Raw genomic sequence first — 23,019 nt, 5'->3', positions numbered from 1 at the left:
GGCATATGCCGCAAACAACAATCGCACCGTCATGAGGCTGCTGCCTCGATCGGGAGCCGTTCTTCCATGTCAAGATCGAAACGACCATACGGATTGACGTGCAGATAGATCAATGGGCACAGCGCCCGTCGGTCTGCGTCTGTCAGTCGTCGTCGCCATCGTTTTTCGGAGAGGACTCGCTGAATCATCAGCGTGTTGATGAAAACTAAGCACTGCTGCAGCAAGTGCAGTGACAGTACCGAAAGCTCCTGATCATCGAGCCGGTTGCTCGCGACCTCGCCACCCTTGCCGTAGAAGATAAACGTGTTGGTCGAATTCCAGTTTTCCACCACGTTCAGGCCTTCGTGGATCTCTCGGCGCAGAGCCTCAGAGTGGAGGTACTGACACAGGAAGATCGTCTTTACCGCACGCCCAAGCTCGGCCAGCGCCGCATACGTCGGATGCTGCGGAACGTTGCGGGTAAACCGGCGCAGGATTGCTTCCGAATCGGCCGTTCCCAACCGCAGCGCGGTCGTAAATTTCACCATTTCGTCGTACTGCTGCTCGATCAGTTCCCAGTTGATGGGTTTGTTGGCCAACACCGGTTGCAGATGCGGGAACTGATCGCCGGATCCACTCTCTGGCAAATACAGCTTCTGCTTGTGGATGGCCTTCAGACGCGGTAACAACTCGAACCCGAGCAAGCGGCAGAATGCAAACCCTACCTCACTCTGCCCGTGCGTATCGACGTAGTTCTTCTCGACCGACATGTCGGTGCAGTGGCGCAAGACACCCTCGATCATGGATGCCACTTCCGAGGACGAACAGCGCTTGAGCTGCGAGTAGATGCACGTCGATTTCTTCTCGACGTGCCAATAGATCATGATGCCGCGGCCGCCATACCGAATGTGCCACTCGGTCATCAGGTTCTGATCCCAGGCGCCGAATTTTTTGGAGTCCGAACCGCAGGCGGTCGTGGCTTCGCCCCACAGATCGATCTCGCGCGCGGCAAACGTGGCGTTCACGACCTGTGCGATCGCATTGCGCAATGACGCCTTCAGGATGAAGCGGCGCTTCGTATACAACAGCTCCTTGTACGTTGCGCCCGTGTCGCCAGCCAAGATTCGACGCAAGCCGGTGTTGGTGCCGAGCCCGTAAAGGCATAGCAGGAGCCGGCGACGCAATTCGTGAGGATCCAGCGCTGCGCGTGACGCCGTCGTCTGGAAGGCATCAGTGAAACCAATGCGCAGCTCCGATTCCTTGAGAATATCGAGCAGGCTGGTCGACGCCCACCGCTCGCCGATCTCCCGTTTGAGCGCCGCCAAATTGGTCGGCTCGGGTTGGGCGTCCAGTGGTGCCACACTGAGGCGATGACGGCCGCGTTGAAGAATGCGGACTTTCGTATTCCTCGGCAAACCATCGTTCAACGTCCGCAACCATGCGAACATCTCTTGCCTGAGCCGTTCCACGAACGGTTTCGGATCATCTGTGAGATTGAGCGCCGCATAGTAGGTTTCTCGATTCTCCCGAAAATCGCTCGGCAGATCCTCATCCGGATTGCGAAAACGATCGGCCCCTTCGACCCAGATTTCCTTGCTCCGCAACCCATCACGCAACGCCTGAAGCACGCAGATTTCGTAGTTGATGCGGTTGATCCGGCGTTTGTTCTGCGGACTTGTCTCGATCACGATATCGAGCCATTTGGTCTTAATCACACCCTCGATCGGAAGGTCATCGTCGAGAAGGTGGTACTGAAGACGCTCGCCACGCGTGGCTTGAACCAGTTCCAGTGCTCGCATGACCGGCCGATACGCGTCGTTATTGCACCGAAATTTCAGCGTGTTCAGAAGTTTTGGCAACGCACGTCGATAGTGGTTGCTGTAGGACGCCCGCATCACCGTATGGACGACGGTGTTGAACATCGGCCCCGCGGACTTGTATTCCTTGACTAGGTCGCGCAGCGTCTGTTCGCCGACAACCGGGAAAAGCACGTCCTGGACTATGCCTTCGGGATGCTCGACGGCCGCTTCGGCCAATTTGAACAACAGTCCCGTTTTTCCGCGCACGCGACGAAAGTCTTCCAGCAGCTGCCGTTCCACACGATGTTCTGCGCTGACCCCAATGCGATGTACGGTCTGGATGAGCAGTTCTACCAACCCATCAATGACTTCGCGTTGCCGCTGCCAGCAATAGGCTGCCAGCATCGTGTATCGCACGGGTTCTACGCGGCCGCGGAGTTCATTCGCGGGCTCGGTGGCCACACGGCGTCGAAATACTTCGACGATCTTTGGTGAGACATCCGCGAACAATTCAGCTGGCAGTTCGAGCTGGTCGATTGTGCGTAGCTTCGCGATCTCGACCTCAATGGTGTCCACGCCTGGGCGACGCGGATCGGACTTGAGCGCGGTAAGCGTCATCGTCATTGATTCGGCCAAACCATCGGCTTCATCGTCGGCCGCGACACCGATGACGAGCAGAGCGTCGATCGACACCCGTGTCGAGACCGACAATCGTCCGGCCAGCGACTCGACCAGTTCATTGTCGAACTGATTCACTGCGGCGCGCACGAATCGCTCGCGGTTGATACTCGCCGGCGTCTCGATCCGATGGTCGCGATACCAGGACAGGGAAATCTCATCGAGATGGTGGGGATCGGGTGCCGATGGCAGCACGTCCGATCGCAACCAGGCCGACATGCTGGCGTTGTCTGCCTCCGTAGCTTGTCGCCAACCGAGGTGTTTGCGAATATCCACGCGGTCGCGCTTCGCCGTCCGCCCTTCGGGGTCGTACTCTGCAAACGCTTTTGGGTTCACGCCGACCTGCTGGGCAACGAAGCGAACAGCCACGCTGGGAACCTCAGTGACCGCATCGAAGAATCGGCTCTCCAGCGGCAATACCTTCAGCTGCAGGGCATAGCCAAGGCGATTAGCCGCCGTCTTGTTGACCAGCAGAGCAAGTTCCTCAGGTGTCAGCAGCCATATCTCATCAAGCTCCGGATCACTCCAGTTTCGCTTCACTCGGCGCTCCTTGAGAACGGAACTCAGCCCACGGCTGCAGACCGCGAACGCCAAATGATAGTTGAAATCGGCGCGGATGCTAGTTTATTAAAATCAGCAAGTTACGAGTCAGATGGCACCGTACCGTAGCTTCCTTGTCGCTACCCCAACTAGGTATGCGCTGGTGGCGCGCGCGTGACGCGGCATGCCGTGCCGCCCTTGACATCGAGCAGCAAGCAGGTAAGCTGGAGTAGAAGTGAGCCTTGACCAGCTCTATTCGCTTCACGAAGTAGACGGCACAAGTCTTCCCACTTGTGCCGTTTTCGTTTCTGCGCCTCGTCGATCTTCATTTGGCGCTATGTCATGATGGTTCCTCCTCAACCCTATCGAGCGCCCTCAGTCGGGTATTTCCGCAAGGGGATCGCAGGGAAGCTAACATCGCTAACCTGCAGTCGCTTCGCTGGTAGCTAGCAAAGCTCCGACTGTTTTTTCGTTCCGGTGCTCGACCGATGACGAAAGACCCGCCTCAACCCACCTAGCTAAATCAGATGCGCGCACGAATCGTCCCCGATGTCCTTGAAGGACGACGCAAGGTACAGGCGCCTTGCCCCGGGCAGCTGCTTTGCGGGCAGCTTCGAGAGATGGATAGGACAAAAGTCGCCATACTCGATTCAACGGGCAGTACGGGCCGTACTCGTCGATGAGGGTTTGCTGAATTTGCGCCGCGCTTTGAGCGTAGTCCATCGAAACACCTGCTACTCGCAGTTTGTCCGGACTATCGTTCCAAAGCCGGATTTGTCGCAACCCTCGGTTTTGGCGTTAGCAAAAAATGCTGCACCGCAAAACTTGCAGGAACATGTAAGGACGGCGCGGCTACCTGACTTTTTTACGCCAAACCTGTACTTGTACAGCGGAAGATCTTCCGCTGTCACCATGTAAAATGTACAAAGTACAGTAAAAATGAACGTGTTGATGGAAGAACTTCCGTAGTTTCCTGCAACTTGGTTTTCGCGTCCAAGATCCACTTCTTGCTACGCAACAAAGCGCATAGCGCGATCCAACGAGCGAGCAGAGGTAGAAACTGCGAGATTCGACACTGCCCGCTCGACGCTGTCGCCAATCTCATCCACTCCTCCAGCGCGCCCGGTACTGGTTGCCCTGATCGCTGTGGTGGATCACCTGCTGCGGACGACGCTGCTCCAGCGCCATGTTCAGCGCCGCCAGCACCAGGTCCGTCGTCATCACTTCTCCCATCGCCCAGCCGACCACGCGACGGCTCCACACGTCGATCACCACCGCCAGGTACAGGAACCCCGCCCACGTCGGCACGTAGGTCATGTCGGCCACCCACAGGCGATTGGGCTGCTCGGCAACGAACGTGCGCTGGACCAGATCCGGCGCCGGCCGATCACGCGCGTCGCGCCGCGTCGTGACCGTATAGCCACGGCGACGGCAGACGCCACGCAGCCCGGCCTTGCGCATCAGCCGTGCTACACGTTTGCGGCTGATGCGGTCACCCGACTCGATCAGGTCGGCGCGGATGCGCGGCATGCCGTACGTTGCGTCCGATGCGGCGTGAATCACACGTATCTTTTCCGTCATCGCAGCATCCTCCAGCGCGCGCCGACTCGGCGCACGTTCCCGCCATGCGTAGTAGCCGCTGGGCGATACCGCCAGCACGCGACACAAGGCTCGAACCGGATATTGGGCCTGATTTGCCATCACGAGTTCGAAGACGACGTGGGCGTCTTCTCGCCGTGAACGGCAAACCAGGCCGTAGCCTTTGCCAGGATGTCGCGCTCCATCTTCAGCTGCCGGTTCTCGCGCCGCAGCCGCGACAACTCGTCGCGCTCGGCGCTCGTCAGGCCGTCACTGATGCCTGCGTCGGCGTTGGCCTGCGCCACCCAGTTCGAGATCGACTGGGCCGTGACATCAAACTCTCGCGACAACTACGCCGGCGTGCGTCCCGCGCGCACCAGCTCGATGATCTGCTGTCGAAATGCCGCCGGGTACGGCGGTCGGGTCTTGCTCATGGTGGACTCCGTTTCTCAAGAGGATACGTATCCACGAAAGCGGGGCAACTTCAATTGCCGTCACTTTCTTCAAGCAAGACTGCTGTCGATAAAAGGTGAGAGGCGCGCCTTGCGAGCGACAGGATCGTATTGGGGATTGCTAGCCCCCTTAACGTACCGCCGCGCGACTACCGCTTCCTGTTCCAGGAGATCCCCCCATGATTCTACTAAAGGCCTCTTTTTGTCTGCTGCTTGCCCTGCATACTGGCGCGTCACTTGCCGCAGACTACGATTGCCGCGATGTGTTGTCGATCACAGGGCGAGAGCATCGCGTCATTGCCTCGCGGGACCAAGGCCTCCGCTACCGCAAATGGACACAAAGTCGCTATGACTCGCAAAGCTGGGAGTTCTTGTACACAAAGGAGCAAAGCAAGGGCCAGTTTGGTTTTAGTGACGATGAGGGTTATTTTTCGTCGTCTGAAAGCTTATCGACTTGGGAAAAACAATATTTCGAGGATTCGCAAACTGTCTTCGCGCCAGCGGTCGCCGCGTGGAGAGAGTGTATGAATGCCAGCGTCGTGCGTGCCGTAACCAGATTGAACAAGAACAATGAACTGTCTATCGACTACTATGCGGGATCCGAAGCCGGTCAACAGCCGTTTTATGGCATTACAAGCCTTGGAGCGACCTGCAAGCACGGTGACCAAGTAATTCCCGAGAAGCTAGACCCCCCCGAGATTCTTAAAAATAGGGCTTGGAACGTCACATGTACCAGAAATGCGAACACTCCCGGCAACAAAGAGGTTATCGTTCAGGCGCGTACCGGCGCTAGGACAGTCGTCCTGCTGATGCCGAAAGTCTCGTTAGGCGTAGTCAAATTCATGGACAAGCCCGGGGAAAAGCGGTTACTTGCGAAAGTCCCGGGATGTACCTCCGCAATTGTCATACCAGCCGAGGACTGGGACAGAGAAATCCAGTTGTCGATGAATATGAGGGCAGAAGGCGCTAGCATCAATCAGCCGGAATTCTACGGCTACTTGGGTACCAACTTGCTGGATCCAATCGTGTCGTTTAATGGGCCGTTTCCGGTCCACCAAGGTGAAGCAACTTTGCCCCCGAATCCCATCTCTGCGACAAAGCTGTGGCCCGCCTATGTTCCAGTACCTGTTTTGGTGAGGGGCACCGGGGGATGTGTTTCGATCGGCGCGGAGGTTTCAGATTCGCTGATCCAGAACCGCGGAGGGGAAACGCCGCACACGTTGTGAGCGCGATGCACATGACGCTTGGCCGAAGCCTGGTGTAGAGAGGTTTCAGAAATTGACCCCTTAGCGTACGGGCGGATGGGCACAAACTGAGCGCTGCATCTGCGGGCCTTCGCTTTTTTAGGCCCTTTACGCCGCTTGCGCGGTGCGGCCTGGTCCGCGGGTGTCCTGTCAGGCATTCGCGTTTGTGCCTCGACCAGCGTGCGATCGAGCCAAGCTTCGGCGAAGCGGGCACGATCCTCGGCCGCGGCAATCTGACTTGCGGCGGCTGAGAGCTGGCCGTTCGCGCCGGCGAGGTCGATCGCTAGGCACTGGCTCTCGTCGCGCGAGCGCTGCAGCGCTTCGCTCAACGCAGCCTCGCGATCACGCTGCAGGTGCAGCTCTCGGCCCTGCTCGGCATGCTTCCGAAAAAAGTGTACAAAATTCCATAGAAGGAACCTGTCAACGGAAGAACTTCCGCAGTTTACGGAAGTTCTTCCGCAGTTTTATGCAGCCTGATTTCTGCGTCCAAGATCCACTTTTTTGCTACGCAACAAAGCGCATGACGCGATCTGCCGAGCGAGCGCAAGTAGAAACTGCGAGATTAGACACTGCCCGCTCGACGCTGGTGCCAATCCGATCCGCACCACCAGCGCGCCCCGGTATTCCCCATACGTCGAGCACCGGGACGCCGCTCGCGCTAGGGCACCTCGAATAACCCCTTGGCCAGCGCCGCGAAGTCGATGTGCCGATCCAGCACCTGCAACGGATCGCCCAGCCGATCGCGCTTTGCCGAGCGTTCTTCTCCGGCGAACAGGCTGATCATGCGTGGCTTACCTCCTGCAGGCGACGGCTAAGAACCTACGACAATGCGGGAGGTTTTTCGAGGTGCCCGCTAATGGCAACGAGGTGCAATGCCCTCGCTGCCTTCGAGCGAACTCAACTCTGGGCGTCAAGGTCCAGACGAAAGTCAGTTGTGCCGCCAGCCTGAGGATCCAGCAAATCGCCGTCCAACGTCATTTCGTTGTCGCCCGAACCGTGGGAAAGCACGTAGATCCCCGCCAGGTTGTTGGCCTTCGGCACCTTCGTTTCGAAAAAGTCGAACGACTGCCCGGCTTCCAAGTAGATTAGGACCGTCAGATTCGAGCTGCCGGTGTACTTGTCTTCCAGCCCATCCAGAATTTCCTGCAACGACTTGCGGCCGGGAAGTCCTTCCCTCTTGACCGTCTTAATCTGGACTGGGCCGAGTGCGGTCACCTTAGGCTCGGCTGACCAACAAAGTACGCCGTCGAAGTCGGACAGCTCTTCCGCAGCCCATCCGAACTGCTGGCCGTAGCGCGACGACAGGCCCAGCGCAAACGCAAAGCCGATTTGCGCCTCCTCCCATGCAGTTCGATCCCTCTTATGCACGACGCCGCCCTCTCGCAGAGCCTGCTCCATGACCTGTAGGGCGCTAGCAGGATCACGATAAGCCATTTTGCCAAGTGGATGAAACTTCGCGAGCTTCTTCAACTACGCCCTCCTATCGCCGCGCGGGAGATATGCCGCGTAGAGGATCTCGCGCCTGCACCGATTTCCCGCCCCTGCCGGAAATTTCGCTAATGGCGTCCCTTTCTACGATTTGCTCGGTAAACTTGACCAATACTCTGCGTCATCATCTAACGCACAGTAAGCTTCGGGCGAAACATCAAAGCGATCACGGAGTTGCGCTCGGCTATCCTTCGGACAGAATTGGCGAACACCGACACCGACTTTCCAGCGCTGTGCTGATCAACTACCCAGCCAACCCTTGCGGCGACTGACGGCACGCACGAACGCTTCGAAGGCACCCTGCTTCCGGCCTCCCCCTCGCATATTCGTGTTGGTTCCTCCCGCTCGGCCACTGACGGGAGCGCCGACGGGTTCACGGCAGGATCAGCATCGCAAGCACCAAGCTCGTCGCAACCGTCGTGCCGGCAAACCATACGCAAACCAGCGTCAATGCCTTAAGCCAACTCGACTTGTAGAGCGTCCTGTACGCGATCGTCCGGGCCAGGATGTACCACGCAACACCCGCCGCCGTGACTGCAATTCCCGCCCAATGCATCGTGTCGACGCGGAGCAATTGCTGTCCCACCGCGGTGAGAATCACGAACGGGCATACGAGGAACGCCTGGATGGAAAACGGTTCTCGCAGCGTCTCGCGCGTGACCGTCTGTCCACCCAGCCACAACGTGCTCAAAGCGGCGCCCAGCGCGTAGATGCAGAAAACGGCCGACCGAGTGAGAAGCAGGCCTTGCTCGCTGCCTAGCATGAGCTTTCCCATGGGCGTGTCGCTGTCGGCAATCGATACGCGGCAGATCAATTCAATGGCGTGAGCGAGGGCAACGGAAAGAATCAGCATCAGCACCGGGCTGATGGTGTCTTGAAATTGCAGTTCCCGGTTTTTCGCGAGCTCGCCTTTTGTATAGACCGCGATGGCGCCCGGGTGTAGAAGAATCCGCCAAAAGGTGCGGGGGTAAAACACGAGCCAGCCGACCAATTCGTACAGAAATTCCTCAAGGGATCGCAGCAGGCGAATGAGATCCATAGCCCTGGTCGGTATGTGCGATGAAGCAATCTTAGCGTAGCGATGGTTCGAACAGCACCTGAGTCCATTCGCCGAGCGCTGCGGCCCGTGCCTGGAAATCCATGAACATTCCGACAGGAAGCCGGCGCGCGCCGATGCCGAAAATCGCGATCGTGGTCATGCTGATGGCCGGCGGTTCCTTGGCAGCGATTCCCGCAGCCGCGACGGCACCGCCCGCGCGCCAGCGCATCGCGATCGTCGGCGTGAACGTCATCGACCTCGTCCACGACCGCACCAGTCGGCCGCGCACGGTGCTGATCGACGAAGGCCGCATCGTCGTCATCGGCGATCCGCGCACGGTGCGGATTCCGGATGGAACGCATCGCGTCGACGGCAAAGGACGATTCCTGATCCCCGGTCTGGTGGACATGCACGTCCATCTGTTCAACGGCTATTCGCGGCGTCCGCCGAACGACTGGACGTTTCCCCTGTTCGTCGCCAACGGCGTGACGGCGGTGCGCGAAATGAACGCGGACACCGCGGCGCTCGCGCGGGTGCGGCAGTGGCGCCGCGCGCTGGACGACGGCGAACGGCTCGCGCCGCGCATCGTGGCCGCGGGTGTGGCCGTGCGCGGCACGAGTGCCGACGACGCGGCACTTCAGGTCGATGCCGCAGCGGAAGCCGGTGCCGATTTCATCAAGGTGTTCTCGGATATACCGCCGGCGCACTGGCTGTCGGTTCTCGACGCGGCGCGGCGGCACGCGTTGCCGGTCGCCGGTCATGTGCCCGCACAGGTGCCGCTGCTGACCGCGGCAACGCGTCAAGCGAGCAACGAACATCTGATGCAGGCGAGCGAGGCCTGCTCGTCGACGGGCCGGCGCGTGATCGACGAACGTCGCGCCGCGACGGACGACCTCACGGCGGCACAGCGCGACGCCGAGGAAGCGCGCGTGCTGCAGACCTTCGACCGGCGCCGTTGCCGCCACGTGGCGACAGCACTGGCCGCCACCGGACAGGCGCAGGTCCCCACCCTCGTACTGCCCCATGCGGAATCGATGCGGCGCGTTCATGCGCCGGCACCGGATTCGCGTGCGCGCTATCTGCGCGCCGACGAACGCCTGCGCTGGGAACGCCTGCTCGCCGACGCCGCTACCGCCGACAGCGGTCTCGCGCGACAACGCTGGCGGACCGCGCGCCGCATCGTCCGCGCCTTCGACCGCGCCGGCGTGATCGTGCTCGCCGGCACGGATGCGCCGATGCCGGAGATCTATCCCGGCTTTTCGCTGCATGACGAACTCGCGTTGCTCGTCGATGCCGGACTGTCGCCGCGCGACGCACTGCGCGCGGCGACGCTGCGGCCGGCGCAGTTTCTCGGCCTGTCGGCAACGCAAGGCTCGGTCGACGTCGGCAAACGCGCCGACCTGGTGCTGCTGGACGCCGATCCCACACGCGATATCCGCCACACCCGACGGATCCGGGCGGTCGTGCTGGATGGACGGCTGCTGCAGCGGGAGGCGCTCGACGCGCTGCTTGAAGAGGCGGCACGCGACGCGGCAACCCCGTCGCCGCCCTGAAGGCATGCGCCTTCGATGCTTGCACAGAAATCGTCGCTGTTTCGATGCCATGAACGTACGCCCGCCGCGCCGCATCGGCGACGCACGACGCCGCCCGTTCTCATGACCTGTTCCGCTTGACCGATCGCGTTTCCTCGACGAGCATCGCCCGCGCCGCCATACGGCACCGTCGAAGTTTGACGCAAGGGGGAAACACCGATGATTCGCCACACCTGGGCCGCACTGCGCGCCCTGTCCTTCTGCTTTGCCTTCGCGCCGCTCGCGGCGCACGCCGCCGAGATCGCCGGTACCCGCCTCGCGGGCGCGACCGGCATCGGCGAAACCTCGGCGCAATTGATGGCGCGCCCGACGGATTCGCCCGTTCGGCCGCCCGTGTTGACGCGTCAGCGTGTCGCGAGCCCGAACCGCACCGCGGTAGCCGGCGCCGGCGCCACCTCGCAGTGGCCGGCGGCCGTGACACAGACCGCGTCGAGCGGCGTAGCGCCAGCGATCCACACCACGGCGAACGCTTTCGACGGCATCGATCTCGCCGCCACGGGCTCCGTGCTGGCCAATCTTTCCGGCGCGGCCGGCCCCACGCAGGTCGTGGTCGCGACCGACGGGCGCCTGCGCACCTACAGCCGCGCCGGCGTGGCCGACGGCGTGCTCGATACCCCGCTCGCGAGCTTCTTCGGCCCGGCGATGACGCCGGTGACGGGCACCGTTGTGGCGAATTTCGCCGGCAACCCGAACGTGCGCTACGACCGTTTCACCGCGCGCTGGATCTTCTCCGCGCTGGACAGCCCCTGCACCGCCGCCGATTGCTCCACGCTGGCGCCGAACCGCGTGATGCTGGCCGTGAGCGATGCCGCCAGCAACGGCACGATTTCGGCCGGCACGGTGTGGACGTTCTTCAGCTTCCAGGCCGACGCGACCAACATCGCGTCGCAGCTGTCGCTCGGCGTGGACGTCAACGCGCTCTACGTCGGCACGAACATCATCACCCCGGCGGGCAGCCTCGTCGGCACCAACGGCTACGTGGTGCAGAAAAGTTCGATCCTCGGTGCGGGGCCGATCGCGGTGACGGCCTTCGCCAATCTCGTGAGCGGCGGCACCGGTGCGGGACCGTTCTCGCCGCGCGGCGTCGACAACGTCGACCCCGCCGCTACCGAGGGCTATTTCGTCGGCGTGGACAACGCCACGTTCAGCACACTCATGTTTCGTCGCGTGAGCAACCCCGGCAGCGCCACGCCGACGATCTCGGGCAACATCGCGGTGACGGTGCCGACGACCACCTTCCCCGCCCGCATCCCGCACCTCGGCAACACCGGCGGCGCCAACGGCCAGCTCGACGGGCTCGACGACCGCCTCGGCGCCGCCGTCGTGCGCAACGGGCGCCTGTGGACGGCGCACAACTTCCGCGTCAGTACGTCGGGCGTGGCCAGCACCGCGGCGGGCAACCGCGTGGCGGTGCGCTGGTACGAACTGCAGAATCTCGCCACCACGCCCACCCTGGTGGAATCGGGCACGATCTTCGACAACGCCGCCACGAATCCGAGCCAGTACTTCGTGCCGACGGCCACCGTGACCGGCCAGGGCCATGCCGTCATGGCGTTCACACGCGCCGGCACGCAGTCGGGCGCGACGCCGGCCTACACCGGCCGTCTGGCCGGCGACACGCTGGGCACGACCGCGGCCGTCACGACGTTCGGCACCAGCACGGCCAACTACAACCCGCCGAGCGATCCGGGCGGCGCCGCCGGCCGCCTCTGGGGCGAGGCGTCGGCCACGGTCGTCGACCCGATCGACGACATGACCGTCTGGACGTTCCAGCAATACAACAACGCCCTCAACAGCTGGGCGATCCGCGTCGGCAGACTCGCGGCGCCGCCGCCGGCGACGCCGTTGTGTTCGGGCACGCCGATCGCCTTCAACGGCCCCACCGGCAACATCGTGATCAACGCCACCAGCAGCGGCGGTTCGGGCTTCTACGATCCGGGCGCGAACCTGCCGGCGCCGGCGCGGCCGTTCGCCCACCTCGCGGCGACGATGACCAACGCCACGGTGAACAGCGTCACCTTCAACTCGCCGACGCAGGTCACGCTCAACGTCACGGCGTCGGCCAGCGGTGCCCAGAACGTGACGATCACCAATCCCGACGGCCAGAGCGTCACCGCGAACGGCTGCGTGACGGTGAGCCTGCCGGCAGCGGACCTTGGCATCACCAAGACCGACGGCGTGACCACGGCGGTACCGGGCGGCAGCGTCACGTACACCATCACGGCCTCGAACCCGAGCGCCGTCGCTGCCACCGGCGCGACGGTGGCCGACACGTTCCCCGCCTCGCTCACGTGCACCTGGACGTGCGTCGGCGCCGGCGGCGGCACCTGCACGGCGTCGGGCAGCGGCAACATCAACGACTCGGTGAACCTGCCGGTCGGCGCCAGCACCACCTACACCGCGAGCTGCACGATCAACGCGTCGGCGACGGGCACGTTGTCGAACACGGCCACAGTGACGATCGCGGGCGATCCCAACGCCGCCAACAACAGCGCCACCGATACCGACACCCTCACGCCCAGCGCCAACCTCGGCATCACGAAGACCGACGGCGTGACGACGGCGACGCCCGGCGGCAGCGTCACCTACACGATCACGGCATCGAACGCCGGCCCGAGCAACGCGACCGGCGCCACCGTCGCCGACACGTTCCCGGCGAGCGAAACCTGCACCTGGACGTGCGTCGGCGCCGGCGGCGGCACCTGCACGGCGTCGGGCAGCGGCAACATCAGCAATAACGTGAACCTGCCGGCCGGCGGCAGCGTGACCTACACCGCCAGCTGCACGATTTCGGCCGCGGCGACGGGCACTTTGTCGAATACCGCGACGGTGGCGGCGCCGGCCGGCGTCACCGATCCGACGCCCGGCAACAACTCGGCCACCGACAGCGACACGCTGAGCGCGAGCGCCGATCTGTCGATCACGAAGACAGACGGCGTCACCACGGCCACGCCGGGCGGCAGCGTCACCTACACGATTACGGCGAGCAACGCAGGTCCGAGCAACGCAACCGGCGCGACCGTCGCCGATACGTTCCCCGCGTCGCTCACGTGCACCTGGACCTGCGTCGGTGCCGGCGGCGGCACCTGCACGGCCAGCGGCAGCGGCAACGTCAACGACAGCGCGAATCTGCCGATCGGCGGCAGCGCGACGTACACCGCAAGCTGCACGATCTCGGCCGCGGCGACGGACACGCTCAGCAACACGGCCACCGTGGCGGCGCCCGGCGGCGTCAGCGATCCCGTGCCGGGCAACAACAGCGCGACCGACAGCGATACGCTGAACGCGAACGCCGATCTCGCGATCACGAAGACCAACGGCGTCACCACGGCGACGCCGGGCGGCAGCGTCACCTACACGATCACGGCGTCGAACGCAGGCCCGAGCAACGCCGCGGGCGCGACCGTCGCCGATACGTTCCCGGCCTCCGAGACCTGCACCTGGACGTGCGTCGGCGCCGGCGGCGGTACCTGCACCGCGAGCGGCAGCGGCAACATCAACGACACGGTGAACCTGCCGTCGAGCGGCAGCGTCACGTACACGGCGAGCTGCACGATTTCCGCGTCGGCCACCGGCACGCTGACCAATACCGCCACCGTTGCCGCACCGGGCGGCGTTACCGATCCGACGCCCGGCAACAACTCGGCTACCGACAGCGATACGCTGAGCGCGAGCGCCGATCTGTCGATCACGAAGACCGACGGCGTGACCACAGCCACGCCCGGCGGCAGCGTGACCTACACGATCACCGCTTCGAACGCCGGACCGAGCAACGCGACCGGCGCCACCGTCGCCGATACGTTCCCGGCGAGTGAAACCTGCACCTGGACCTGCGTCGGTGCCGGCGGCGGCACGTGCACTGCCTCGGGCAGCGGCAACATCACCGACACGGTGAACCTGCCGAGCGCCGGTTCCGTCACCTACACGGCGAGCTGCACGATTTCCGCGACCGCCACCGGCACGTTGACGAATACCGCGACGGTCGCCGCACCGGCCGGCGTCACTGATCCCACGCCGGGCAACAACTCGGCCACCGACAGCGACACGCTCAGCGCCAGCGCCGACCTGTCGATCACCAAGACCGACGGCGTCACCTCGGCCACGCCGGGCGGCAGCGTGACCTACACGATCACCGCATCGAACGCGGGCCCGAGCAACGCGACCGGCGCGACCGTGGCCGACACGTTCCCCGCCACCGAAACGTGCACCTGGACCTGCGTCGGCGCCGGTGGCGGTACCTGCACCGCGAGCGGCAGCGGCAACATCAACGACACGGTGAACCTGCCGTCGAGCGGCAGCGTCACGTACACGGCCAGCTGCACGGTATCGGCCGCCGCCACCGGTTCGCTGACCAACACCGCGACCGTCAGCGCGCCGGCCGGCGTCACCGATCCGACGCCCGCCAACAACAGCGCCACTGACGTCGATGCTCTCGGCGCGAGCGCCGATCTGTCGATCACGAAAACCGACGGCGTCACCAGCGCCACACCGGGCGGCAGCGTGACCTACACGATCACGGCCTCGAACGCGGGCCCGAGCAACGCGACCGGCGCGACCGTGGCCGACACGTTCCCCGCCACCGAAACGTGCACCTGGACCTGCGTCGGCGCCGGCGGCGGTACCTGTACGGCGAGCGGCAGCGGCAATATCGCCGACACGGTGAATCTGCCGAACGCCGGTTCCGTCACCTACACGGCGAGTTGCTCGATCTCGGCCTCGGCCGCCGGCACGCTGACGAATACCGCCACCGTGACCGCGCCGGGCAGCGTCACCGACACGAACCCGGCGAACAACTCGGCCACCGACAGCGACACGCTGGGCGCCAGCGCCGATCTGTCGATCACGAAGACCGACGGCGTCACCACCGCGACGCCGGGCGGCAGCGTCACGTACACGATCACGGCGAGCAACGCAGGTCCGAGCGACGCGACCGGCGCGACCGTCGCCGATACGTTCCCAGCGTCGCTGACCTGCACCTGGACCTGCGTCGGCGCCGGCGGCGGTACCTGCACCGCGAGCGGCAGCGGCAATATCGGCGACACGGTGAATCTGCCGAGCGCCGGCTCCGTCACCTACGCGGCGAGCTGTTCGATCGCCGCGTCGGCCACCGGCTCGCTCGTCAACACCGCCACCGTGGCGGCGCCGGCCGGCGTCACCGATCCGGTGCCGGCGAACAACGCGGCCACCGACACCGACGGCCTCGGCGCCACGGCGGATCTGTCGATCACGAAGACCGACGGCGTCGCCTCGGTCACTGCAGGCGGCAGCACCACGTATACGATCGTCGCCGGCAACGCCGGCCCGAGCAATGCGAGCGGCGCGACCGTGACCGACACGTTCCCGGCCGGCGAAACCTGCACATGGACCTGCACCGGTGCCGGCGGCGGCACCTGCACGGCCGGCGGCAGCGGCAACCTCGGCGACGCGGTGAATCTGCCGAGCGGCGGCAGCGTCACGTACACCGCGGTGTGCGCGATCTCGAGCGCCGCCAGCGGCACCCTGACCAACACCGCCACGGTAACGGCGCCGGCCGGCGTCACCGATCCGACGCCGGGCAACAACAGCGCGACCGATACCGACAGCGTCACCGCGATTCCGCCGAGCGGCGCGACCGTGAGCGGCACCAAGTCGGTGAGCGGCAGCTTCGTCGCGGGCACGAACGTCACCTACACGATCGTGCTGAGCAACACCGGCGCGGGCGCGCAGGCCGACAACACCGGCGACGAGTTCGTCGACACGCTGCCGGCGGGCCTCGCCCTCGTCTCCGCGAACGCCACGTCGGGCACCGTCTCCACCGCAGGCAGCACCGTGCAGTGGAGCGGCGCGATCCCGGCCGCGGGCAGCGTGACGATCACGATCGTCGCGTCGATCGACACGAACGCGACCGGCCAGATCGTCAACCAGGGCGCGATCCACTACGACAGCGACGGCAACGCCAGCAACGATGCCAGCGCGGTCACGGACGATCCGGCCGGCCCCGGCACCGCCGACGGCACGGGCTTCGCGGTCGTCATCGTCAACGGCGGTCCGCCGGCGCCGGTGCCGACGCTCGGTCGCCTGGCGATGTTGCTGATGCTGTTGGGCCTCGTCGGCCTCGCCTGGCGACGCTACGCGACACGGTGATTCGAGAGCCTGCCGGCATGCCTTGCCGGCAGGCTTCCGCCTTTGCGCCTGAACCGGCAGGCTGTTTCTCGACAGCCTGCCCGATTTCTCAGCGACTCACCGGCGCGACGAACAGTGTCGACGGATCGCTGGTGATCTTCTGGAAGGAAAGACCGGTGCTGCCGCCACTCGCGCCCGTACTTCCGTTGCCGCTGCTGCCGCCGGCGCCGCCGGAACCACCGCCGCCGCCGCCCCAGCCGGTGTTCGCGGTGGTGTTCGTGCCGCTGCCGGCCACGCCGCCGGCGACGTTGATCGTACCCGCGGTAATCGCGGGCGCGAGCAGATAGACGACACCGCCGCCACCCCCACCCGACGCCGCGCTGCCCGTCGCGCCGGCAAGCGCGTCGGCGCCCTTGCCGCCGACCGCGCGGAGCGTACCGCTGTTCACGATCGCGGTTTTCGCCGCCAGGACGATGATGCCGCCGCCGCCACCGCCGCCGCCGTTGCTCGCCCCGGCAACCACTGCGGGACCGATCGCGCCGTCGGCGCTGATCGAGCCGCCGGCCGCAATCGTGATCGAGCCCGCGGCGACGATCACGACGGTGCCGCCGCCGCCGGCCGGTGTCGACCCGTTATTGATCCTGTACGGCCCTACACCGCCGCCGACGGAACCGGGAGTCACCACGAGGCGGGCGAAGAGCGGATTCGTCGCGGCGCCACCGGCCCCGGCGCTGTTGTTGCCGAGCACGGCGTCGGAGCTGCCGATGCCGGCGCCGGCGAGCGGATTCTTCGCGACCGCGATCTGGCCGTTGATGACGACGTTGCCGGACGCCCGAATGACAAGACCGCTCGGCACGGTCAACGTGCCGTTGACGGTGAGGTTGGTGAACTGGAGCGTGCTCGCCGGCGGCGCGCTGGTCCAGTCGGCGGTGGCGAAGGTGCCCGCACCGTCCGAACCGTCGCCGTAGAGATTCGCGATGCCGGCCGGGCCTTGCGCGCCGGTCGCGCCGACGGTTCCCGTGGCGCCGGTCGCTCCCGCCGTTCCCGTCGATCCGGTGGCGCCGGTCGCTCCCGTGGGCCCGGTTGCGCCCTGCACGCCCGTGGCCCCGGTCGCTCCCGCGGGTCCGGTTGCGCCCTGCACGCCCGTCGCGCCGGTAACGCCCTGCGAACCGGTAGCGCCCGTTGCGCCGGCAGGTCCGGGATTGAGCGAATACTGCGCGACCGGCGTCGCCGCGATCGGCTGGCGGCCGGCGAGTATTTCCTGGTTCGCGATCGTGGTGCCGACCTTGATCTCGAGCCAGTACTGCGTGCCGTTGAACACCGCACCGAAATCAAGATCGGTCGTGAACAGGCCGTCGACCACCGGGATCGTCTGTTGGATCGGCGTGCTGCCGACGACCGGCATGCCGCCGGTTGCGGCGTCGTAGAGCGAGAACGTGAAAACGTAGCTGCCGTTGGCGAGGCCGCCGCTCGCGTTGAGCCGGCCCTGGTAGGTGAACGCGGACGACTGCGGCGCCAACGGCGCGGCGACGGCCTCTTGCGACGCGCAGCACAATAGCGCTGCGGCGAGCAGCGCGGACAGATGACGCTTTTTCATGGTCAGCACCTCTCCATGCTGCTGAAGAACAACTGGTCGGGACGATCGACGGCGACGGCAGGCCAGAAGCCGGCGTTCACCGAAAACGTCGCCGAGTCCGAGTAGCCCGGCGCCGGCTGGCCGACACTGCCGTTCAATCGATAGCACGCGTTGCTCAGCGAACCGCCACCGGCGCTGACGCGGTGAATGTCGATGCTGTAGGTCGAGGTGCCGGCATTGCCGTCCGACGATGGCAACACGAACAGCGCGGTGAAAAGTGCGACAAGCGCAAACGCGCCTCTGCGCGACCGTGACCGATCGCGCTTGCGATGGATATTCATCGATTCCCCCTGGGTTCCCCAAGGAGCATCGATTCCCCTTGGGTTCGCCAAGGAGCATATACGCGCTTCGTGAATTAAGACATCCGCCAGCCGGTCGACAACAGCTCGCATTCTCGGAAGCGATCGCAGCCGGCTACGCCACCTGCCAATACGCTTCGGCTTCGTCGGAAACCGCTTGCGTATGCCAGTGACTCAACGCTCGCCGCTCGTCGGCCGCCGCGATGTCGGCTTCGCTTAACGGACGCCAGTGCTTGCCGCGACGAAAGCCGCCCGCAACCTCGATGTGCAGCGGATACCGTTCGATCGCCCGGCCCTGGGCGTCCGCGAGCGACCGCGAGTTCGCGCCGCCCGCCGACGTCGGATTCGCCAGTTGCACGCCGTCGTCTTCCCAGTTGCACACGGGACAGATGACATACGAGCCGTAGGTATCTTCGAGTGTAAGGAACCCGCAGCAAGGACACGGCAATTCGGACATCGGGACACCTTGCGTCGCGGTTGTGACACGCGCGAAAGAATAGCCCGAAAGCACGCGGCGACCGGCGTCGAGTAACGACAGCGTGCCTACGGCACCTCGAACCCGTTCGCGAAGATCGCGTCGCCGAGCCGCCGGTCGACCTTGATCGCCCACCACTTCGTCGTCGCGCTCGGCAGGATCATCACGACGCCCCATTCGCGGATGTAGTCGAGCTTGTACGTCAGCGCGACGGGCGGGATGCCGGACGCATCGAGCGCGATGCGCGTCGAGCGCAACAGCTGCGGATCGGCGCCGGTGCCCGAGCCGCCGGTCGGCGTCACGTCGATCCGGTACAGCGCGTCGGGCTCGGAGACGTAGTTCCACATCCAGATCGACACGTCGTCGCTGAAAACCGGCACGGTCTCCTGCCGCGGCGAACCGTTCGACCAAGACGGCACGTCGCCGACGATCGCGAACGCCTTCGCCGTCGGCGCGTCGACGCTCGTGTCGAAATGGAAACCGCCGTTCGCGAGGCTGACATTCGGATTGCCCGGACTCTGGCGCGACGTGACGCCGTACAGCTCGCGTCCGATGAACGCCATCGACGGCGAACCCCACGAGACGTTCGGCGCACCGACGAGGCGCTCGATCGTCTGCGTCGACGGCTCGATGCGCATCAGATGGCTGCGCGCGTTGATGCCCGCGGAGCCCGAGTTCAGCGACACCCAGCCCTTCCCGCTCACCGGATCGGTCGCCGCCGCGAGGCCGTCCTGCAGATAGTCGTTCGCCGAACCGAGGCTCGGACTGATCGCGTTGAGCTGCGCGCCGTACGTCTGCTGGCGCAGGTTCGTCCAGGTGCGATTGACCACGTCGGCGTCGCCGACGGTGCTCTGGTAGTAAAAGGAAATTTTTCCGTCGCGGAACGTCATGCCCGAGTACGCGTGCATCGCGCGGCGCGCCGGAAACGGCGCGGCGTACGGCAGGTCGCGCGGATCGCTCAGCGTCGCAGCCGACTGGAACCAGCCCGTGGTCGCGCCGGACGGATAGACGATCGCCGCCTGCGTCGTGTTGAACGCCGGCGGATACGCCGACGGCGGCGTCGGCGGCACGGCGATGCCGTAGCTCAGCGTCGCGGCATCGAACTTGAACACGGCGTTGAGACTGCCGTCGTTGTGTCCGCCGCCGGCGAGGTAATACGTCTTGCCGGCCGGATCGAACAGCGGATTCGAATACGCGTCGCGGACCGAGCCGATCGGATTGCTGCCGTAGTAGCCGCCGCTCGGCACGAGGTTCGCGCGCACCCACGCGTCGAACACCGGTGTCGGCAGTTCGGTCCAGCGCGTCGTCGACAGCGTCGCGACCCACGCGGGCATGCCGTCGATCGACGCGGGCGTCGCGCCGTCGTTCGCGACCGCGGTCGACACGCCGGCCGCGCAGAACGACGCGACGACGAAACGCACGGCGATACTCAAGGATGCAGCTTCGACGCGATTCATTGGAACTCTCCCCTTTCCCCGGCCATTCCGGCCGACGGATCGAAACCGTCGGCGAAGATCGCATCGGCACGCGCCCGCGGCGCGACGCCGAAGATCGGCGTGTTGCCGAAACCCGAGGCGCGCAGCTGCGCCCAGTTCGTCGCGCCGGTCAGGCGCGCCCAGGCCGCGGCAGCGCCGGGGGCCTCGTGATCGAGCGCGTAGGCGATCGCCGGCAGCAGGTTGCCCCAGTAGCCCGACGCCGCGCCGGCGATGCCGCCGTCGCCGTCGGCGAGCGTGTTCGTGCAGGCCGGCGGCGGCGCGGAACTTGCGTTGTACACTTGTGACCATTGCTTGAACCACGCGTTCGGATGGATGCTCGAACCGTCGTTCGAGATCAGCGTGTAGACGCCGGCGTGGTTGAAGCAATAGCCCGAGGCGTCGCCGAGAATGCCGACGACGCCGCGATACAGATAGTCGCGCAGCGCGTCGTACGCCGACATGTTCGCGAGCGGCTCGAGATCCGAGCCCATGCCGATCGACTGGATGAAGAAGTGCTGCTGCCACGGCGCGACGCGTCCCGTGCCGTAGCCGTTCTGGTCGCCCTCGAACACGTAGCCGATGCCGTCCGGCACGATGGCGGTCCGCAGCGTCATGAGATGCGCGACGTTGCCCGCGAGCAGCGCGCGATAGTCCTCGACGATCGCATCGTCCGCGGGACCGATCGCCGCGAGCTGGCTCACCGTGCGCAGCGCCCACGCGTAACCGCGCGTCTGGCCGATCAGACGTCTGGACGTCCCGAGGTTCGGCACCGGCGCGTCGGGCGAATAGAAGTCGCGCGTCGACACCATGAGGTAGACGGTCGCCGCCTGGCTCTGCATCGCCTCGAGGTGGTAGTGATCGCCCGTGAGGAGATACGCGAGATAGCCCGCCGATCCGTGATGGGCGCCCTCCCACGTCAGCGGCCCGGCGCTCCAGTCGTTCGAACCGCCGCCGTTCTGACCGAGCACGCTCCAGTCGGGCCGGCGCGACGGCATCACCGTCTCGCCGGTCGTGCTGTCGCGCCAGTCTATCGGAAAACCGTAGATCGCCTTCGCGTTCGCGATGACGGCCGCGTAGGCGCGCGGGTCCGCGTCCGACGTCACGTAGAGCGCGTCCCACAGCGGCAAGAGGCCGATCTGGTTCTGAAAGCCCGTCGTGCCCATGTACGCGGTCCAGTCGCCGCGCTGATACGGCGCGTAGGCGCGGTACAGCGAATCGAGTCGCGCACCGGTCGGCGCGTCGGAGAAATAGTTCGGCACGAGTTTCGTCGCGCGCAGATAGCCGGTGTCGTGCCGCGGCGTCACCTGCGGATCGCCGCCGATCCAGCCTTCCGCGGACCAGCGCGTGTGCCCGTGGTGCGAGAGCGCCGCGCCGCCGTTGTCGAAGACCACCGTGCCGCCGATGTTCGCGCTCGGCACGTAGCTGCGCAGCACCGGCGGCGCATCGAGATAGCCGTTGTCGGCGATCGCGCGCACCCAGAGGCGGCCGGACTTGTAGAGCCGCACCTGGAACGCCACCGCGAGTCCGGTCGTGCCGACGGCGCCGCGGTAGTGCGCCTCGATCATCTGCGGCCCCGCGACCCACACGCGCACCGGCGATGCGACGAGGCTCGCGAGCGTCACGGTGCCGAAGCTGCCGAGCGCGACCGACGCCTGCGGATTCGCCGCGACGATGTCGGCCGTCGTCAGTGCGGTGCCCGACGATGCGCCGGCATCGAGCACGCGGATCGTCGCCGGCACGTTCGCCGTCAGCGCTACCTGCCCCGACGCGATCGCGTGCTTGACGCTGCCGTCGTTCCAGCGCCGCTTGACGACGACCTGCTGGTCCGGCAGGTCGAGCGCGGGCTGGCCCGGCACGTCGCCCTTGCGGAATGCGAGGCCGATCGTGAACGGCGCGGCGGGCTGCGAAGTCGGCGACGTCAGCGAGACGCTCGTGACGATCGCGTTCGCGGCCGCCGATGCCGCAGGCGTCCCGGCGAAGAGGAACGGAACGAGCAGCGCGAACGCGAACGATGCTCGGTGCTGCGCGAAGACGGCGCGGCGCGGCCGCACGTGGTTTTCAAACACGCTGCTCACTCCTTGACCCCGGGGACGTCGCGCCGCATTCGGTCGACGGCGCATTGTCGGGACCGCGCATGGCGCACGCCGTGATCTCGACCACAATTCTCAATGTAGAAATAGCGAGGATTTCGACGACGAACGAGAGCGCGCGATCCCTACCCTCCACCCCGTCGACAGCGCCTGCCCGCGGCGGTAGGCTCCGCCCGTCAACGCCAGGGACGCCGCCCATGGAAAAGTCGAAGGTATTCGCGCTGCAGTTCGCGAAGGTCTATCCGATGTACGTCAGGAAGGCCGAGGCGAAGGGCCGCACGAAGGCGGAACTCGATGCCGTCATCGAATGGCTGACGGGCTACGACGCAACGGCGCTGCAACAGCAGATCGACCGGGGCAACAGTCTCGAAACCTTCTTCGCGCAAGCGCGCTTGAATCCGAACGCGACGAAGATCACCGGCGTCATCTGCGGCCATCGCGTCGAAGCCATCGACGATCCGCTGATGCAGAAGATCCGCTGGCTCGACAAGCTGGTCGACGAGCTGGCCAAAGGCAAGGCCATGGAGAAGATCCAGAGGAAGTAGCGGACGCT

At 65.2% G+C, this 23,019-nt stretch carries 14 protein-coding genes and 1 pseudogene; 4 read left to right on the top strand and 11 right to left on the bottom strand.

Annotation, left to right across the window (positions count from 1 at the left end):
• Window positions 1-29: 29 nt before the first annotated feature.
• Window positions 30-2,996 carry a Tn3 family transposase gene (locus tag OD750_RS09545; protein ID WP_263544878.1) on the bottom strand — a complete coding sequence of 989 codons (2,967 nt, stop codon included), beginning with the start codon at window positions 2,994-2,996 and terminating at the stop codon, window positions 30-32.
• A 1,125-nt stretch (window positions 2,997-4,121) separates the two neighbouring features.
• A pseudogene (locus OD750_RS09540) lies at window positions 4,122-5,008 on the bottom strand (IS3 family transposase); the annotation flags it as partial.
• 197 nt (window positions 5,009-5,205) lie between these two features.
• Here OD750_RS09540 and OD750_RS09535 point away from each other — a divergent pair.
• Window positions 5,206-6,252, top strand: coding sequence for a hypothetical protein (locus tag OD750_RS09535; protein WP_263544879.1), 1,047 nt, complete (start codon window positions 5,206-5,208; stop codon window positions 6,250-6,252).
• Window positions 6,253-6,928: 676 nt separating this feature from the next.
• Here OD750_RS09535 and OD750_RS09530 read toward each other — a convergent pair.
• From OD750_RS09530 to OD750_RS09515, 4 genes are all read right to left on the bottom strand, one after another.
• The gene (locus OD750_RS09530) at window positions 6,929-7,054 is read right to left on the bottom strand and encodes a hypothetical protein (RefSeq protein WP_263544880.1); all 126 of its coding nucleotides are present in this window, start codon (window positions 7,052-7,054) and stop codon (window positions 6,929-6,931) included.
• Between the two features lie 113 nt (window positions 7,055-7,167).
• Window positions 7,168-7,740, bottom strand: coding sequence for a hypothetical protein (locus OD750_RS09525; protein ID WP_263544881.1), 573 nt, complete (start codon window positions 7,738-7,740; stop codon window positions 7,168-7,170).
• Window positions 7,741-8,131: 391 nt separating this feature from the next.
• The gene (locus OD750_RS09520) at window positions 8,132-8,797 is read right to left on the bottom strand and encodes a hypothetical protein (protein WP_263544882.1); all 666 of its coding nucleotides are present in this window, start codon (window positions 8,795-8,797) and stop codon (window positions 8,132-8,134) included.
• A 31-nt stretch (window positions 8,798-8,828) separates the two neighbouring features.
• Window positions 8,829-8,957: a hypothetical protein gene (locus OD750_RS09515; protein ID WP_263544883.1), complete on the bottom strand. Its 129-nt coding sequence runs from the start codon at window positions 8,955-8,957 to the stop codon at window positions 8,829-8,831.
• Between OD750_RS09515 and OD750_RS09510 the strand changes: the two genes are divergently transcribed.
• Window positions 8,956-10,350, top strand: coding sequence for an amidohydrolase family protein (locus OD750_RS09510; RefSeq protein WP_263544884.1), 1,395 nt, complete (start codon window positions 8,956-8,958; stop codon window positions 10,348-10,350). The two genes, OD750_RS09515 and OD750_RS09510, sit on opposite strands and share 2 nt — an antisense overlap.
• A gap of 198 nt (window positions 10,351-10,548) precedes the next feature.
• Window positions 10,549-16,512: a DUF11 domain-containing protein gene (locus OD750_RS09505; protein WP_263544885.1), complete on the top strand. Its 5,964-nt coding sequence runs from the start codon at window positions 10,549-10,551 to the stop codon at window positions 16,510-16,512.
• Window positions 16,513-16,600: 88 nt separating this feature from the next.
• Here OD750_RS09505 and OD750_RS09500 read toward each other — a convergent pair whose 3' ends face one another.
• From OD750_RS09500 to OD750_RS09480, 5 genes are all read right to left on the bottom strand, one after another.
• A complete protein-coding gene (locus tag OD750_RS09500) occupies window positions 16,601-18,088 on the bottom strand; it encodes a collagen-like protein (RefSeq protein ID WP_263544886.1) in 1,488 nt (495 codons plus the stop codon).
• A 2-nt stretch (window positions 18,089-18,090) separates the two neighbouring features.
• Window positions 18,091-18,408 carry a hypothetical protein gene (locus tag OD750_RS09495; RefSeq protein ID WP_272841907.1) on the bottom strand — a complete coding sequence of 106 codons (318 nt, stop codon included), beginning with the start codon at window positions 18,406-18,408 and terminating at the stop codon, window positions 18,091-18,093.
• A 133-nt stretch (window positions 18,409-18,541) separates the two neighbouring features.
• Entirely contained in the window at window positions 18,542-18,937 is a 396-nt protein-coding gene (locus tag OD750_RS09490) for a CPCC family cysteine-rich protein (protein WP_263544888.1), read from the bottom strand.
• A gap of 32 nt (window positions 18,938-18,969) precedes the next feature.
• Window positions 18,970-20,358: a hypothetical protein gene (locus OD750_RS09485; protein ID WP_263544889.1), complete on the bottom strand. Its 1,389-nt coding sequence runs from the start codon at window positions 20,356-20,358 to the stop codon at window positions 18,970-18,972.
• Entirely contained in the window at window positions 20,355-22,442 is a 2,088-nt protein-coding gene (locus OD750_RS09480) for a hypothetical protein (protein ID WP_263544890.1), read from the bottom strand. Before OD750_RS09480 ends, OD750_RS09485 begins: the two co-directional genes overlap by 4 nt.
• A 221-nt stretch (window positions 22,443-22,663) precedes the next feature.
• On the opposite strand from OD750_RS09480, the gene OD750_RS09475 reads away from it, so the two are divergent.
• Window positions 22,664-23,011, top strand: coding sequence for a DUF2200 domain-containing protein (locus OD750_RS09475; RefSeq protein ID WP_263544891.1), 348 nt, complete (start codon window positions 22,664-22,666; stop codon window positions 23,009-23,011).
• The last annotated feature ends 8 nt before the right edge of the window (window positions 23,012-23,019 follow it).

The organism is Tahibacter soli (genome assembly GCF_025717065.2).
In the GTDB taxonomy this organism is placed as follows: Bacteria; Pseudomonadota; Gammaproteobacteria; order Xanthomonadales; family Rhodanobacteraceae; genus Tahibacter; species Tahibacter soli.
Note: the sequence above shows the minus strand (reverse complement) of the source record. Positions and strands in the feature narration are given on the sequence as shown.

Bases quoted from the DNA above. Each gene is read 5' to 3' on its own strand.
- OD750_RS09535 (WP_263544879.1), top strand. From the start codon at position 5,206: ATGATTCTACTAAAGGCCTCTTTTTGTCTGCTGCTTGCCCTGCATACT.
- OD750_RS09530 (WP_263544880.1), bottom strand. From the start codon at position 7,054: ATGATCAGCCTGTTCGCCGGAGAAGAACGCTCGGCAAAGCGCGATCGG.
- OD750_RS09520 (WP_263544882.1), bottom strand. From the start codon at position 8,797: ATGGATCTCATTCGCCTGCTGCGATCCCTTGAGGAATTTCTGTACGAA.
- OD750_RS09510 (WP_263544884.1), top strand. From the start codon at position 8,956: ATGCTGATGGCCGGCGGTTCCTTGGCAGCGATTCCCGCAGCCGCGACG.
- OD750_RS09515 (WP_263544883.1), bottom strand. From the start codon at position 8,957: ATGACCACGATCGCGATTTTCGGCATCGGCGCGCGCCGGCTTCCTGTC.
- OD750_RS09505 (WP_263544885.1), top strand. From the start codon at position 10,549: ATGATTCGCCACACCTGGGCCGCACTGCGCGCCCTGTCCTTCTGCTTT.
- OD750_RS09500 (WP_263544886.1), bottom strand. From the start codon at position 18,088: ATGAAAAAGCGTCATCTGTCCGCGCTGCTCGCCGCAGCGCTATTGTGC.
- OD750_RS09495 (WP_272841907.1), bottom strand. From the start codon at position 18,408: ATGAATATCCATCGCAAGCGCGATCGGTCACGGTCGCGCAGAGGCGCG.
- OD750_RS09485 (WP_263544889.1), bottom strand. From the start codon at position 20,358: ATGAATCGCGTCGAAGCTGCATCCTTGAGTATCGCCGTGCGTTTCGTC.
- OD750_RS09475 (WP_263544891.1), top strand. From the start codon at position 22,664: ATGGAAAAGTCGAAGGTATTCGCGCTGCAGTTCGCGAAGGTCTATCCG.